Source organism: Ureibacillus yapensis (genome assembly GCF_003515775.1).
GTDB classification, from domain to species: domain Bacteria; phylum Bacillota; class Bacilli; order Bacillales_A; family Planococcaceae; genus Ureibacillus; species Ureibacillus yapensis.
This window is the reverse complement of record NZ_QWEI01000001.1, coordinates 410,342-425,733: the sequence shown is the minus strand read 5'-3', so window position 1 is coordinate 425,733 and position 15,392 is coordinate 410,342. Positions and strand designations below refer to the sequence as shown.

20 protein-coding genes are annotated in these 15,392 nt (G+C 41.0%); all 20 read left to right on the top strand.

Features of this window, described 5'->3' with window-relative positions:
• Positions 1–56 precede the first annotated feature (56 nt).
• The gene (gene fliE, locus D1B33_RS02025) at positions 57–326 is read left to right on the top strand and encodes a flagellar hook-basal body complex protein FliE (RefSeq protein WP_472926577.1); all 270 of its coding nucleotides are present in this window, start codon (positions 57–59) and stop codon (positions 324–326) included.
• Positions 327–455: 129 nt separating this feature from the next.
• Positions 456–2,048 (top strand): flagellar basal-body MS-ring/collar protein FliF, encoded by a 1,593-nt coding sequence (gene fliF, locus D1B33_RS02020; protein WP_118874661.1) that lies wholly within the window; start codon positions 456–458, stop codon positions 2,046–2,048.
• Between the two features lie 15 nt (positions 2,049–2,063).
• Positions 2,064–3,077 carry a flagellar motor switch protein FliG gene (gene fliG, locus D1B33_RS02015; protein ID WP_118874660.1) on the top strand — a complete coding sequence of 338 codons (1,014 nt, stop codon included), beginning with the start codon at positions 2,064–2,066 and terminating at the stop codon, positions 3,075–3,077.
• A complete protein-coding gene (fliH, locus tag D1B33_RS02010; protein ID WP_325049390.1) occupies positions 3,061–3,852 on the top strand; it encodes a flagellar assembly protein FliH in 792 nt (263 codons plus the stop codon). Before fliG ends, fliH begins: the two co-directional genes overlap by 17 nt.
• Positions 3,853–3,858: 6 nt before the next feature.
• Entirely contained in the window at positions 3,859–5,184 is a 1,326-nt protein-coding gene (fliI, locus tag D1B33_RS02005; protein WP_118874658.1) for a flagellar protein export ATPase FliI, read from the top strand.
• Positions 5,184–5,633, top strand: coding sequence for a flagellar export protein FliJ (fliJ, locus tag D1B33_RS02000; protein WP_118874657.1), 450 nt, complete (start codon positions 5,184–5,186; stop codon positions 5,631–5,633). The genes fliI and fliJ overlap by 1 nt, the downstream gene beginning before the upstream one ends.
• 4 nt (positions 5,634–5,637) lie before the next feature.
• On the top strand, positions 5,638–6,228 hold the full coding sequence (locus tag D1B33_RS01995) for a MotE family protein (RefSeq protein ID WP_118874656.1): 591 nt from the start codon (positions 5,638–5,640) through the stop codon (positions 6,226–6,228).
• 30 nt (positions 6,229–6,258) lie between these two features.
• Entirely contained in the window at positions 6,259–7,614 is a 1,356-nt protein-coding gene (locus D1B33_RS01990; RefSeq protein WP_118874655.1) for a flagellar hook-length control protein FliK, read from the top strand.
• Positions 7,615–7,617: 3 nt separating this feature from the next.
• A complete protein-coding gene (gene flgD / locus D1B33_RS01985) occupies positions 7,618–8,292 on the top strand; it encodes a flagellar hook assembly protein FlgD (RefSeq protein ID WP_118874654.1) in 675 nt (224 codons plus the stop codon).
• Between the two features lie 14 nt (positions 8,293–8,306).
• Positions 8,307–8,684, top strand: coding sequence for a TIGR02530 family flagellar biosynthesis protein (locus D1B33_RS01980; RefSeq protein ID WP_118874653.1), 378 nt, complete (start codon positions 8,307–8,309; stop codon positions 8,682–8,684).
• Between the two features lie 104 nt (positions 8,685–8,788).
• A complete protein-coding gene (gene flgG / locus D1B33_RS01975; protein ID WP_118874652.1) occupies positions 8,789–9,625 on the top strand; it encodes a flagellar basal body rod protein FlgG in 837 nt (278 codons plus the stop codon).
• A gap of 74 nt (positions 9,626–9,699) precedes the next feature.
• On the top strand, positions 9,700–9,921 hold the full coding sequence (locus tag D1B33_RS01970; protein ID WP_118874651.1) for a flagellar FlbD family protein: 222 nt from the start codon (positions 9,700–9,702) through the stop codon (positions 9,919–9,921).
• On the top strand, positions 9,911–10,339 hold the full coding sequence (gene fliL, locus D1B33_RS01965; RefSeq protein ID WP_118874650.1) for a flagellar basal body-associated protein FliL: 429 nt from the start codon (positions 9,911–9,913) through the stop codon (positions 10,337–10,339). The genes D1B33_RS01970 and fliL overlap by 11 nt, the downstream gene beginning before the upstream one ends.
• Positions 10,340–10,374: 35 nt before the next feature.
• Complete coding sequence (fliM, locus tag D1B33_RS01960; RefSeq protein WP_118874649.1) at positions 10,375–11,370, top strand: flagellar motor switch protein FliM; 996 nt, start codon at positions 10,375–10,377, stop codon at positions 11,368–11,370.
• Positions 11,363–12,610, top strand: coding sequence for a flagellar motor switch phosphatase FliY (gene fliY / locus D1B33_RS01955; protein ID WP_118874648.1), 1,248 nt, complete (start codon positions 11,363–11,365; stop codon positions 12,608–12,610). The genes fliM and fliY overlap by 8 nt, the downstream gene beginning before the upstream one ends.
• Positions 12,611–12,631: 21 nt before the next feature.
• Positions 12,632–12,994, top strand: coding sequence for a response regulator (locus tag D1B33_RS01950; RefSeq protein ID WP_118874647.1), 363 nt, complete (start codon positions 12,632–12,634; stop codon positions 12,992–12,994).
• A 4-nt stretch (positions 12,995–12,998) separates the two neighbouring features.
• Positions 12,999–13,664 (top strand): flagellar biosynthetic protein FliO, encoded by a 666-nt coding sequence (locus D1B33_RS01945; RefSeq protein WP_118874646.1) that lies wholly within the window; start codon positions 12,999–13,001, stop codon positions 13,662–13,664.
• Positions 13,664–14,329 carry a flagellar type III secretion system pore protein FliP gene (gene fliP / locus D1B33_RS01940; protein ID WP_118874645.1) on the top strand — a complete coding sequence of 222 codons (666 nt, stop codon included), beginning with the start codon at positions 13,664–13,666 and terminating at the stop codon, positions 14,327–14,329. The genes D1B33_RS01945 and fliP overlap by 1 nt, the downstream gene beginning before the upstream one ends.
• 12 nt (positions 14,330–14,341) lie before the next feature.
• Entirely contained in the window at positions 14,342–14,611 is a 270-nt protein-coding gene (gene fliQ / locus D1B33_RS01935) for a flagellar biosynthesis protein FliQ (protein WP_118874644.1), read from the top strand.
• A 4-nt stretch (positions 14,612–14,615) separates the two neighbouring features.
• A complete protein-coding gene (gene fliR, locus D1B33_RS01930; protein ID WP_118874643.1) occupies positions 14,616–15,392 on the top strand; it encodes a flagellar biosynthetic protein FliR in 777 nt (258 codons plus the stop codon).

The window sequence follows — 15,392 nt, the reverse complement described above, 5'->3', positions numbered from 1 at the left end:
GGTGGGCTAGATTGGCAATCAATCCTGTATCGTTAAACCTTGCGAATGCCCAAGCTATAAATGACACGAATAAGATAGCTGCTGCTCCGACGCCATTTGAAGCACAACAGTCATTTGCGAATACATTGAAAGAGGCGATCGCTTCCGTTAACCATCAACAAATTCAATCAGATGCAATGACGCAAAAACTGATTAACGGCGAAGATGTTGAATTGCATGAAGTGATGATTTCAGCTCAAAAAGCGAGTGTAACGCTAAATGCAACAATGGAAGTGCGCAACAAAGCAATTGAAGCTTATCAAGAAATTATGCGAATGACGATTTAACTTCATTAAATAGCTTTATATTTGCACCAAACAAATAGATTCGAGTGCAGATATACAAGGAGACCAAATCACAGGTGCCAACACTCCCATTCTCAATAGGTGTGTGTTTAAAAAATCGGGGGATAGCTAATGAATGAACGTTTTACAAAAGTTAAATCGGACTCGACTCATTTTTGGAGGAGTCGTACAAAAAATCAAAAAGCTGCAATGATTGGTACGTTGGTAGGTGTCATCGCACTTGCAGCAATCCTTACATACTTTTCTACAAGAACGAAAATGGTACCGCTCTTTACAGAGCTAACTGCCGCGGAAACAGGAGAAATTGCGGAAGTATTGACTGCGCAAGGGGTGCCATATGAAATAGGGCCGGGCGGAACAAACATACTGGTGCCGGAAAAACAAGTCGATTCGTTGACAGTTTCTTTGGCTGCCCAAGGCTATCCTGAATCGGGAGAAATCAATAATTCCTTCTTCACATCCAATGCAGGCTTCGGGATGACGGATAATGAATTCAATGTGATTAAATTGGCTGCCACACAAACAGAATTAGCTAATTTAATTAAAACAATCGATGGTGTTAAAGATGCCAATGTCATGATTACGATGCCGGAACAGGGCGTTTTCGTGAACGATGCGGATCAGAGCGCAAGTGCATCCATTGTATTGGATACAGAACCTGGACATCAATTTACAGATGAGCAAGTGACAACATTATATAACCTGGTTTCAAAAAGTATCCCCAATTTAAGTACGGATAATATTGTTATTACAAATCAATATTCTGAGTACTTCGACCTGGAATCAGCTTCCTCCGGTTCCAACTCCATTGACTCTGTCGAAGGCCAGATACAGGTGAAAAAAACGATTGAGCGTGATTTGCAAAGACAAGTGCAAAAAATGCTCGGTACTTTAATGGGCAATGATAAAGTGGTTGTTTCCGTGACAACAGATATTGATTTCCAGCAAGAAAATCGTGAAGAAAAACTTGTTGAACCTGTTGATGAAGAGAACATGGAAGGCATTGAAATAAGCGCCCAACGGATTACAGAGACGTATTCGGGAGTAGATGCTGCATCCGGAACTCCGGAAGCGGGAGCGGGAACGGATAATTTCGTTGATTACAACGCGGTAACAAGCGGCGACGGAGACTATGAACGAGTTGAAGAAACAATCAACAATGACGTGAATCGAATCACGAAAGAAGTTCAGGAAAGCCCATATAAAATTCGTGACATCGGCATCCAGGTTATGGTTGAACCACCTGTTGCAGATGACGTTGCTTCACTGTCGAATGACGTTAGAACGGATATTGAAGAAATGCTTTCCGCGATTGTTCGTACAAGCATTGATAAAGAAGCTGCCGGTGAGTTGACGGATGAGCAGATTGGCCAGAAAGTGGTCGTTTCCGTTCAACCATTCTTGGGCAATGATGCAAGCGCAATCCAGGAAACGCCAACAATTCCTTGGTGGGTCTGGGTGATCGGCGGAATTTTGGTTGCAGTCATTTTATTGCTCGTAATCTTTATTGTTCGATCAAGAAGACAAACAGAAGAAGAAGAGGAATTCACGATCCTGGAAGAACAAGAACAGCTCATGGTGAATGACATAAATGAAGAAAAAGAAACGGAAGGCACCGTGCGCCGTAAACAGCTTGAAAAAATGGCGAAAGAAAAGCCGGAAGACTTTGCAAAGCTATTGCGCAGTTGGATAACAGAAGATTAATGGTGGTGTTCGAACATGTCCAAAAAAGAAAAGGAATTAACAGGCAAACAAAAAGCGGCCTTATTGTTAATTTCACTGGGACCAGAAGTCTCTGCTTCTGTGTATAAACATTTGAATGAAGAAGAAATTGAACGGTTAACGCTGGAAATCTCCAGTGTAAAAAAAGTGGAGCCCACTATAAAAGAAGATATCATTGAGGAATTCCACAATATTGCACTAGCCCAGGATTATATCTCCCAAGGTGGGATTGGCTATGCAAAAACAGTATTGGAAAAAGCGCTTGGGGCGGAGCAGGCGCAAGCCATTATTAACCGCCTAACGTCTTCTTTGCAAGTTCGCCCGTTCGATTTTGCACGAAAAGCAGATCCTGGACAAATCTTTAACTTTATTCAAAATGAGCATCCACAGACCATTGCGTTGATCTTGTCTTATTTAGACCCGGGACAAGCCGGTGTTATTCTGTCTTCCTTGCCTCAGGAAGTGCAAGCGGATATTGCAAAGCGGATTGCCATGATGGATTCGACATCTCCGGAAGTGATCAGTGAAATCGAGTCCGTGCTGGAAAGAAAGCTTTCGTCTACGGTAACGCAAGACTATACGGAAACTGGCGGTGTGGATGCCGTTGTCGATGTATTAAATGGTGTTGACCGGCAAACGGAAAAAACCATTCTTGATGCTTTGGAAATTCAAGATCCGGAACTTGCGGAAGAAATCAAAAAGAGAATGTTTGTATTTGAAGATATTGTTACGCTGGATAACCGTTCAATTCAAAGAGTGATCCGCGATTGCGAAAACGAAGATCTATTATTGTCGATGAAAGTAAGCAGTGAAGAAGTAAAAGAAATTATTTTCCGCAATATGTCTCAACGAATGGCTGATACATTCAAAGAGGAAATGGAAATCATGGGACCGGTTCGGCTTCGTGATGTAGAAGAAGCACAATCAAGAATTGTCGGAGTGATTCGTCGCTTAGAGGATGCTGGAGAAATTATCATCGCTCGTGGTGGAGGAGATGACGTTATTGTCTAGAATTATCCGATCTGCTCAATTCCAACAAGAAGACAAACAGGTCGAAATTCAGCTTCGCAATCTTTTTACGGAAGATTTTAATGGGGAAGATATCGAGAAACACCAACCTAACGCTTCTCTAATTCAAATCCAGGAAGAGCGCGAACGGCTTTTATCGGATGCAAAACTAGAGGTTGAGGCACAACAACAGCAATTTGAAGCCTACCGCAATGCACAGCTTGAAGAGCTTGAACAGCTTAAAAAAGCGTGGGAAGAAGAAAAGCTTTTATTGGAACAGAATGCTTACGAACAGGGATTTCAGCAAGGGTATGAAGAAGGAATGACAAAAGCGCATGCCGATATGCAGGAGTCCCTTGCACTTGCCAATAGAGTAATTGAAGACTCAAAAGTAATGGCGAACCAATATCGAGAAGAACAAGAATATGTGATTTTGGAGCTTGCCATCGCTGCTGCTGAACGAATTATTAATACAACGCTAGAAAAAGAAGATGAAGTGTTCCTATCCATCGTGAAAAAAGGATTAAAAGAAGCAAGGGAAATGAAGGAAATCAAAATCTATGTTTCGCCGGTTTACCATGCACTGCTTACACAGCATCGCAGCGAGCTGGTAGAAATTTTCCCGACTGATGTGCCGTTGTTTATTTTCGTTGATGATGAATTAATGGATACGCAATGTTATATCGAAACGAATCATGGTCGAATCGTATTGTCTGTGGATCAGCAGCTAAGCGAACTTCGCTTAAAGCTCAATGAAATTCTGGATACCAGGGAGTGACGCAGGATGAAAGCGGCTCAGTTAATCGATAAAATCCCAAAACTTGATACATTGAAGAAATTTGGCAAGGTAAACCGGGTAGTAGGTTTGATGATTGAGTCGCAGGGTCCTGAAAGCTCAATTGGGGATGTATGTAAAATACATGTCAATTCACCGAAAAACGGACATCAAATCATCCTGGCAGAAGTCGTTGGATTTAATAATGAGTATGTCGTTTTGATGCCGTACACTTCGATTCGTGAGATTTCAATCGGCTGTCTTGTTGAAGGCACCGGGAAACCGCTTGAAGTAAAGGTGGGACCGGAACTAATTGGAAAAGTACTCGATTCAATGGGCAACCCTTTTGATGGCTCATCCCTTCCAAAAGGGCTGGTAACGGTTCAGACGGAGCAAGATCCGCCCAACCCACTGGAACGGCCGCCAATTCAAGACCAGCTCGAAGTCGGCGTTAAAGCAATCGATGGCATGCTAACAGTTGGAAATGGACAGCGTGTGGGGATATTTGCGGGTTCGGGTGTTGGGAAAAGTACCTTGCTAGGGATGATTGCCAGAAATACGAAGGCGGATTTAAACGTCATCGCGCTAATTGGTGAACGTGGCCGGGAAGTGCTCGAGTTTATCGAGCGGGATTTAGGCGAAGAGGGGTTAAAACGCTCCATAGTCGTTGCGGCAACAGGCGACCAACCTGCACTTATGCGCATCAAAGGAGCATTTACGGCAACCGCCATCGCCGAATATTTCCGTGACCGCGGGTTGAATGTGATGCTCATGATGGATTCCGTCACGCGAGTTGCCATGGCGCAGCGCGAAATCGGTTTGGCAACCGGAGAACCCCCTGCACAAAAAGGGTATACGCCATCCGTATTCTCCATTTTACCGAAGCTGCTGGAACGTACGGGAACAAACCAGCATGGCTCCATTACGGCATTTTATACAGTACTGGTTGATGGGGATGATATGAACGAACCGATTGCCGATACGGTGCGGGGAATTCTTGATGGACATATTGTGCTCGATCGGACTTTGGCGAACAAAGGGCAGTACCCTGCTATTAATGTTCTAAAAAGTGTCAGTCGACTAATGAACCATATTTCAAGGCCGGAACATGTGCAAGCTGCCGAAAGACTTAGAGAACTTTATTATACATATGCAAAATCCGAGGATTTAATCAACATAGGCGCCTATAAACGCGGATCCTCGAAAGAAATTGATGAAGCAATCCACTATGAACCACTCATAACGAAATTTTTGAAACAAGGATATAAAGATAAGGTTTCTTTGGAAGATACGGAAGCGGAAATCATAGCATTATCAAATGGCGGTGGAAACTAATGGTTCAATATACATATCGTTTCGATAATATATTATCGGTACGGGAACAAGAAAAACAGCAAACGGAAGCTGCATACAAAGAGGCTGTTCGATCTTTTGAAGAAATCGCAACCACTTTGTATGAACTTTTAAAGAAGAAAGAAGATTTAATTACATATCAAAATGATCGATTGGCAGTCGGTGCAACAATAGATGAAATTCATCATTTTAGCACTTTTATCACCACTCTGGAAAGGACAATCGCAGAGGTTCAGCAAAAAGTTGTACAAGCCCGTACAAAAATGAACTATCATGAACAAAAATTATTAGAAAAAAACTTGGAAATACGTAAGTTTGAGAAAATGCGCGAAAAAGATCTTGCTATTTTCAAAGCGGAGCAGGATAAAGTTGAAATGCTCTATTTGGACGAACTATCATCCCTTATGTATTACAAAAAAGAATTTAGGTGATTTCATGGCAAAAGCTAAAGCAAAAAAAGAAACAACGAATATTCATGAAGAAAAGTCACCAGGATTATTTCAAAAATTGTTCTTTTGGTTTATCATCCCTCTGTTATTTATATTAGCGATTCTTTTGGCCATTGCGACATTTACGAATTTCAATGTTTTTGAAAAGGCAGCTGAACTAACGAATTTAAAAAGCGGTGAAGAATCACCGTTGGGAGATGCGACAACGAATTTCAGCGAAAAAGTTGTCGCTTTTGAGGCGGAAGTTAAAGAAAAAGAAGCAGAGATAGAAAAGTTGCAGGCAGAAGTAGAGGCGCAAAAAGCAGAAAATCAAGAAAGCCTCACGAAGCAAGAAGAATTGCAATACGAAATTGAAAAATTGCAAAACGAACAAACGGAAGCCAAAAAGGAATTTGATGATATCTTAAAGTCTTTTGAGGAAATGTCCGCTAAATCAGCAGCGCCCATTCTAGTCGAAATGAGCGAGGAACAAGCGGTGAAAATTCTGGCGAATATGGGTCCTGAAACATTATCGGGCATTTTGGAAAAAATGGACCCCCAAGATGCGGCTCGCTATACAGAACTTTTATCGCAGTAAAACGAAAGAGCCTTAAAAGGAGGTGAAATAATGAACGTAGGAATAATGCAGCTTTCATGTATGGTCAAAACAAACACTAAATCGGTTGCTACAAATGGCGCAACAGAGAAGAATAAAAGTTTTGGAGATTTGTTTAAAAACGCCATTTCTACTAAAGAATCTAATTTAGCTGAAACTGAAGCAATTGCAATGGAATCAGTTGACTTGGAGAAATTGCAAGATTTGTTAGGCTCTCAATCAATGGAAGACTTTTTAAACACATTGGGTATCCCTCATGATGAAGGGTTGTTCATGATTGGTGATGAGCAGGCGATAGCAGTAGATGAAATGATGAACCTTGAAAACTTGATGGCTGTACTGAATATTGAGCCAGATGAATTAGAGCAAACTTTGCATCAGCTAGGTGTTGAATCGGGTGAAAACACTGATATATGGGAATTAATGGAGGGCGTTTTGCAACAAGGACCGGAAATGCTTCAGCAAATATTAGCAGCATTGCAAGGTGAACAAAAAGCAATAACTCAACCAAGTGAATTAAAAATAACCCCTAAACAAGCTGAACAGCTCATGCAATTTTTAAAATTGGCACAAGTGGCCGGCAAAAATTCAGATCTATTGCAAAATCAAGCAACAACAGTAGAACAGCTTGACCAATTTTTAAAAGGAATGCAACTAACGCCAAAAGAGGGGTTGCCGGAACTTCCGAGAACATTAAAACAGCTAAATGAAATGTTGAAAATTAACGTTAAGGAAGTAGATCAACATCCCCAAAAGACCGAAACAACCTTGACGGGCAAGCTTCCTTTGCAGAATTTTGAACAGGTCATCCAGCAGGTAGTGAAGACTGTGGAAACAAGCGAATCCACACAAAGCCTGGATGATGTTGCAATGCCAAGCACAATGCCGAACACGAATATAACTGCAAGAACCATCACGGTTACACTACCGGCAGAAAAGGGGGCACAATCCGAGGCGCTTGCAAGAGAGATTCAAAATTTGCTTAATCGCAGTCAAATATCAACTGCTCCTGGAATGACAAAGCTATTATTGAAGCTGTACCCTGAAAATTTGGGATCGATTCGTATTGAAATAATGCAGCAAGATGGTGTTCTAACGGCTAGATTCCTAACATCAACAGCTTTAGGAAAAGAATTGTTGGATAATCAATTGCATCAGCTTAAGTCGGCGTTTGCACAGGCGAATATCCAAATGGATCGCATTGATATTGCACAAAGTTTGCAGGAAACGGACCGCAACCAGCGCGATCAACAGTCTTTTGGCCAGCAGTTTAAACAACAATCAGGACAAAAGGAAAAAGATCATCATTCAAAAGATGAGGAAGAAACAACATCCTTTGTTGATTATTTAATAAATGAGGAAGTGTAGAAAATGGCTACAACGGGAATTACCAATGATTATTTCTTGGCTTCAACACAAAAGCCGAAAATCAGCGAAAACGGCAATAACTCAAGCCTTGGCAAAGATGCATTTTTAAAAATCTTGATTACGCAATTACAAAACCAAGATCCAACGCAGCCAATGGATGATAAAGAATTCATTTCCCAAATGGCGCAATTTTCTTCCTTGGAGCAAATGCAAAATATGACAACAGCGATGGAAAAGCTGCTCACATCCCAGACGCAAACTCAGCTGATGTCCTATACAACATTTGTCGGCAAAGAAGTAAAATGGACAGAGTTGACGGAGAAACTGGATAACAATGGACAACCCATTATTGCCAAAGGAACAGGCGCTATTGACGAATTAAAATTTGTTGACGGGGAACCGGTATTTGTCCTGAAAGATGGCAAGGAAATCAAACCAGCTAACATTACTTCGATTTTAAATAATGGCTCCGCTGTTTCAGCAAGTGCCAAATCGGAAAATCCTTTTGCTGCGGCAAGCCAATTAATTGGCCAAACCGTTCAATATGACTCGAATGGCGAAATGCTGCAAGCAATCATTGAAGCTGTATCAACGAATAATTCAGCGATTGAGTATATCCTCAATGATGCGAACAAGACGCGTTTGAAAGAAGGACAATTTGAAGCAATGAGTAAATAAAAGGTGGTGTTGAAATGAATCGAATCGACATTTCGCACTTACCATTACGGCCAACGATACATAAGAAAAATGCAACGATCGCCCAAGTTCAAGGAAACCAGTCTTTTGTAAATCATTTGCAGAAAGCAACAAAGAATGGAACGCTTAAAATCAGTAAACATGCAAATGAAAGAATGATTGAAAGAAATATCCATATTTCAGAACAAGAATGGAAGCAAATGTCGCAAAAAGTATATGAAGCACGGGCAAAGGGAGTAAAACAGCCCCTCGTCTTGATGAATCAAGCAGCCTTAATTGTAAGTGCAAAAAATGAAACGGTAATCACAGCAATGGAACGATCGGAAACCAAAAATCAAATCTTTACAAACATCGATGGAACCATCGTACTTTAAAGGCAGGACCAAGAGACTTTTGGATGCCTCTTGTCGCTGACTGACAGACGCGGCAAACGAAGACAAACTAAAAAATAAACGAAAAACGAGAGGAGAACGAACAAATGTTACGTTCAATGTATTCAGGAATTTCAGGGTTAAAAAACTTTCAAACTAAATTAGATGTGATTGGGAACAATATTTCAAATGTTAATACTTACGGGTTTAAAAAAGGGCGCGTTGTATTTAAAGACCTAATTTCCCAGATGAATGCTGGGGCTACAGCTCCATCTGAAACTCGTGGTGGTGTTAACGCGAAACAAGTGGGTTTAGGTTCACAATTAGCGGCAATTGATACAGTGACAACAGGCGGGTCGTTACAAACAACAGGAAGAGTGTTGGACTTGGCGGTTTCTGGTGATGGGTATTTCCGTGTAGCAACAGGAGCGGGAGAAGGAACTGCTTCAGGTGATATTTCTTATACTAGAGCAGGTAATTTCTATCTAGATAGCGCTGGTTATATTGTAACATCTGATGGTATGTATTTACTTAATACTGATGGAGATGCAATTCAGGTTGATCCTACATCACAAAGTATGTCAATTGGCCAAGATGGAACAGTAAATATTGTTAGTTCAACTGGAGAATTGAGTTCTGCTGGAAAAATAAGTTTAGCAAAATTCCCTAACAGCGAAGGGCTAGAAAAAGTTGGCTCTAATTATTTTACACAGTCACCGGCTTCAGGGTTTCCTGATGGTGCTGATAGTATTGATGAAGCAGATTATAACCCACAAGCAGAAGGAAAAGGCTCCATCCAATCCGGCTTCCTGGAAATGTCCAACGTTGACCTTTCCGAGGAGTTCACTGAGATGATCGTTGCCCAACGGGGATTCCAAGCGAACTCTCGTATTATTACAACGTCTGATGAAATTTTACAAGAATTGGTTAACTTAAAACGATAATCAATTAGTAGGTTACTAGATTCCTTGAAAAGGAGGGTCGGGCCGGCACTCGTAAGCGTCCCGGCCCCATTTCAATGATTGAACTGACAAGGTTAAATGGAAAGACATTTTCGTTGAATGCTTTATACATAGAAACGGTTGAGTCCTTTCCCGACACAACCATTACGTTAACGAATGGCCGGAAGTTTATTGTGAAAGAATCTCAGGAACAGGTCCGGTTAAAAGTTGACAAATTTTATCGAAGCATCCAAGTTTTATCCAACCCGCATTTACGAGGTGAAGACAATGAAAAATAATAAATTATTAACTGTCATGCTCATTATTTTATTGACGATTACATTAATCGGGGTTGTCGTTTTTGTTTTGTTGACACAATTCAATAAACAATCGGCCGAAGTGGAACCTTCCATCGACGAGATCGTCGAGGCTTCCGTGGATGTACCGCAAATTACTACAAATCTGGCAGATAACAGCATTGCGATGATTTCCTTGAAAATCCAAACAGACAGCAAAAAAGCTGCTGAAGAATTAACAAAACGGGATTTCCAAACAAAAAATATTGTCATTACGCTGCTTTCTGAAATGACGAAAGAAGATTTGAAAGGGAAAGATGGAAAATTGTCTTTTGAATCGACTTTAAAATCCCAATTAAATGAGCTGATGCAAGAGGGGAAAGTACAGCAAGTATATATAACCTCCTATATCATACAGTGAAATTTAAAGAAACATCTTGAAATGGAGGTGGGCAAATGGCTGGAGATGTTCTATCCCAATCCGAAATTGATGCGCTACTTTCTGCAATCTCTACCGGAGAAATGTCAGCAGATGACATAAAAAAAGAAGAAGAAACCAAGAAAGTCAAAATCTATGATTTCAAACGGGCGCTTCGTTTTTCGAAAGACCAAATTCGAAGTTTAACCCGTATCCATGAAAACTTTGCCAGATTGCTAACTACATTTTTCTCGGCAAAGTTAAGAACCTATGTACAAATCAGTGTGGCATCCGTCGACCAAATTCCTTTTGAAGAATTTGTCCGTTCCATTCCCAATATGACATTAATAAATGTATTTGAAGTACCGCCTTTAGATGGTAATATTTTAATGGAGATTAATCCAAATATTGCTTACTCCATGTTGGACCGATTAATGGGAGGCAGTGGATCGAGTTACAGTAACGTGGCGAACTTGACTGAAATCGAACAGAAAATCATGAAAAACATGTTTGAACGTTCTTTCGATAATCTACGGGAAGCTTGGGAGACAATCGCCGAAATTGATCCGATTTTAGTAGAATTGGAAGTGAATCCTCAATTCTTGCAGATGATTTCACCAAATGAAACGGTCATCGTTATTTCATTGAACACGGTTATAGGCGAAACTACCGGTATGATTAACATTTGTATTCCTCATGTGGTATTGGAACCAATTATCCAGAACTTATCGGTTTCCTATTGGATGCAATCGAATACGAAGGAAGCCACACCTGAGCAAGCAACCATGCTTGAAAAACGAGTAAAGCAAGCCGAGCTCCCTCTCGTTGCAGAACTCGGAACAACGAACATCACGATTGAAGATTTCCTTTATATGAATATTGGAGACGTGATTCAATTAGATCAAAATATCGAAGAACCACTTACTTTAAGAGTTGGTTCAATACCGAAATTCACTGTGCAGCCTGGAAAACGGAATAAAAAAATGGCCGTCCAAATTATTGCACCATTAGAAGGAGGAGACGAAGATGAATGATGGTATGCTCTCCCAAGAAGAAATTGAAGCATTGTTAAGAGGAGAATCATTAGACGATCAACCAAAAGACCTAACATCTGAATCTTCAACGAACGAACCATTACGAGTAGAAGACTACTTGGATTCTATGGAACAAGATGCATTGGGTGAAGTTGGAAATATTTCTTTTGGTAGCTCAGCTACTGCTTTATCGACATTACTGGGGCAAAAAGTAGATATTACAACACCGGTTGTTTCCATTTTGGACCGCGATCAATTGGAACAAGAATTTCCCCATCCATATGTAGCAATCCAAGTGGAGTATACACAAGGCTTATCGGGAGCAAACTTGCTCGTCATTAAACAATCCGATGCAGCCATTATTGCAGACTTGATGCTAGGTGGAGACGGATTGAATCCCAGTCCGGATTTAAGCGAAATTCAACTAAGTGCAGTGCAGGAAGCGATGAATCAAATGATGGGATCGGCTGCAACATCCATGTCCACAATCTTTAATAAAAAAGTGGACATTTCACCGCCAACCATCGATCTGATGAATCTATCACAAAATGAAGGAACAGAACGCATTCCGGAAGACAATTTATTAGTGAAAGTTTCATTCCGTTTAAAGATTGGAACATTAATAGATTCGAATCTAATGCAGCTATTTCCGCTGCAATTTGGCAAGAAAATCGTAAAAATTTTATTGGGCGAAGAAGAAGGGCCAGCTCCGGCAACGCCAGAGCCGCCGGTACAACAACCAGCTGCGCAACAACCGCCAACTCACGAACCGGCACCGCAACCTGTCCCACAGCAGCCAGTACAGCCGCAGCAGCCGATGTACGAACGGCCGCCGGTCTATCAACAACAAGCGGCAACTGCTTATCAAGAGCCGCCGACAAACTATGCAGCACCACCATATCGTGCTCCGCAGCAACCTGTAAATGTACAACAAGCGCAATTTGCTTCTTTTGGGAATTCCCCAATATCGCAGGATGAAGCCCGCAACTTGAACATGTTGCTTGATATTCCTTTGCAAGTCACGGTTGAACTGGGACGTACAAAGCACTCGGTCAAGGAAATTTTGCAGCTGACTTCCGGTTCGATTATTGAACTGGACAAGCTTGCCGGAGAACCAGTCGATATTTTAGTGAATAGCCGCCTTATTGCAAAAGGGGAAGTTGTCGTTATTGATGAAAACTTTGGTGTCCGCATTACCGACATCATGAGCCAGGCAGAACGTTTAAACAATTTGAAATAGGATTTTATGGAGGGATTTTTTATGTCTAAAAGGATATTAATAGTTGACGATGCCGCTTTCATGCGCATGATGATCAAGGATATTTTAACGAAAAATGGTTTTGAAGTAGTAGGAGAAGCGGCGGACGGAGCCCAAGCTGTTGAAAAATATAATGAATTAAATCCTGACTTAGTAACAATGGATATTACGATGCCGGAGATGGATGGAATCGCTGCATTAAAAGCAATCAAGTCAACAAATCCGAATGCAACGGTTATTATGTGTTCTGCCATGGGCCAACAAGCAATGGTCATTGATGCCATCCAAGCAGGTGCTAAAGACTTTATCGTAAAACCATTCCAAGCAGATCGAGTAATCGAAGCAATACAAAAAGCTTTAGGTTGATCGAATGAATGGGAAACATCTTAAGAAATGGCATCTAGTTTTTGCATTCTTGATTGCATTCATATTTTTTGCCCCAAGTTTCGCTGACGCTGCAAATGGCAGCCAATCGGTAACGGAATGCTGGCAAAATCCTGATGCTGAAGGCTGTGAGGATACTACCCCGGCAGTGGAGGAAGAAAACGCCTCTTCGACGGTTGGATTAGGAATATGGGATTATTTGAAGATGTTATTGACACTTGTCTTTGTTTTGGCGCTTTTAATCTTTGTACTTAAGTTTCTCAGTAAAAAGAGTGCTAGTTATCAACAAAACAGCGTCATTCGAAATATCGGCGGAATCTCTGTTGGATCCCAGAAATCCATTCAGCTGCTTCATATTGGCGACAAGCTATATATAGTGGGTGTAGGGGAAGATGTGCAGTTAATAAAAGAAATCAACGATCCAACGGAAGTCCAGGATTTGCTGGATACTTATCAAGAAAAGCAAACCATGGCTACATCACCCTATATTATGGAGTTGCTTAATAAATTGAAAAGCCCGAATAAAGAAGAAAGCAATGATACAGAGAAATCGGCCAATTTCGGCGACATGTTCAAGAAACGTTTAACGGATATCCAAAAAACTCGTCAGCATGAGTTGGAAAAATGGAAGGAAAAGGAGAAGGATAAATAATGGAAGATTTTATCTCATTCTTTTCCGATAGCGATCCGGCAAACGTTTCCACATCTGTAAAGCTTCTTCTTGTTCTAACGGTCTTATCGTTGGCGCCGAGCATCTTGATCTTGATGACTTCTTTTGCTCGAATCGTTATTGTTCTTTCATTTACAAGAACAGCTTTGGCGACAAATACCTCTCCGCCGAACCAAGTAATTATCGGTCTGGCTCTATTTCTGACATTTTTCATCATGGCGCCTACATTCCAGCAAGTGAATCAAGAAGCGCTGCAGCCATTGTTCAATGAAGAAATCGAGCTGGAAGAGGCGTATGATCGAGCCACGATTCCATTTAAAGAATTTATGGCAGAACATACAAGGCAAAAAGATCTGGAACTATTCCTGGACTACAATCAGGCGGAAAGACCGGCTTCTATAGAGGAAATTCCACTTTCCATGCTAGTACCTGCCTTTGCGCTAAGTGAAATAAAAACCGCATTTCAAATCGGATTTATGATTTTTATTCCATTCTTGGTGATTGATATGGTCGTGGCAAGTGTCCTGATGTCTATGGGGATGATGATGCTGCCGCCGGTCATGATTTCACTGCCATTTAAAATTTTATTGTTTGTGTTGGTAGATGGCTGGTACTTGGTAATTAAATCTTTACTTCAAAGTTTTTAGGGGATGATAGAAATGACGCAGGAAATGGTCATTGCAATTGCAGAAAGAGCGATATGGATTGTCCTCATTGTTTCGGGACCATTGCTATTAATTGCGCTTGTTGTGGGTTTGTTAGTAAGTATTTTCCAAGCAACAACATCCATTCAAGAGCAAACGTTGGCCTTTGTACCAAAGATTGTTGCCGTGTTGGTGGCAATTATCTTTTTTGGGCCTTTTATGATCTCACAAATGACTTCATACTTTGCTGATATTCTTAACAATCTGACCCGGTACATAGGGTGATTGAATGACGGAAATCATCCCGGAACTTTCAGTGTTGTTGTTAATTATTGTCAGGGTTTCTGCTTTTTTTGTATCAGCTCCTTTTTTTTCATATCGGACAATACCCCCGCAAGTCAGAATCGCGTTGGCTGTGATTTTATCGTTGACGATGTATTATACATTGAATGCTGAAGCGATTTCGATTGACGGAAATTACATATTGCTCGTTTTAAAGGAAGCAATCATAGGGCTAACCATCGGCCTTGTTGCCTACATTATCATGACTGCCGTCCAAATCGCAGGCGGTTTTATTGATTTTGAAATGGGCTTTTCCATGGCCAATATCATTGATCCGCAAACAGGTGTGCAAACTCCCTTGATGGGTCAGTTTTTTAATTTTTTAATCCTTTTTGTACTGCTTTCCATTAATGGCCATCATCTTATGTTGGATGGCATTTTCTATAGCTATCATTTTTTGCCGATTGATCAAGTGTTTCCGAATTACGGGAATGAAGAGATCCCCGAGTTCATGATTAAGCTGTTTGGCTCGGTTTTTGCGATTGCCTTTCAAATGTCGGCCCCCATTGTGGCGACTTTATTTTTAGTTACGATGGCACTGGGGATTACCGGGAAAACTGTACCGCAATTAAACATTTTTGTGGTGGGTTTTCCCATCAAAATTATAATCGGCTTTCTTGTTTTAATCATTTCCATGGGTGTGATGATCGAAGTGATGGAAAAAGTAATCGAAATGATGATTCTTTCAATGAGGGATTTCATGCGGCTGCTGGGTGGTGCTTAA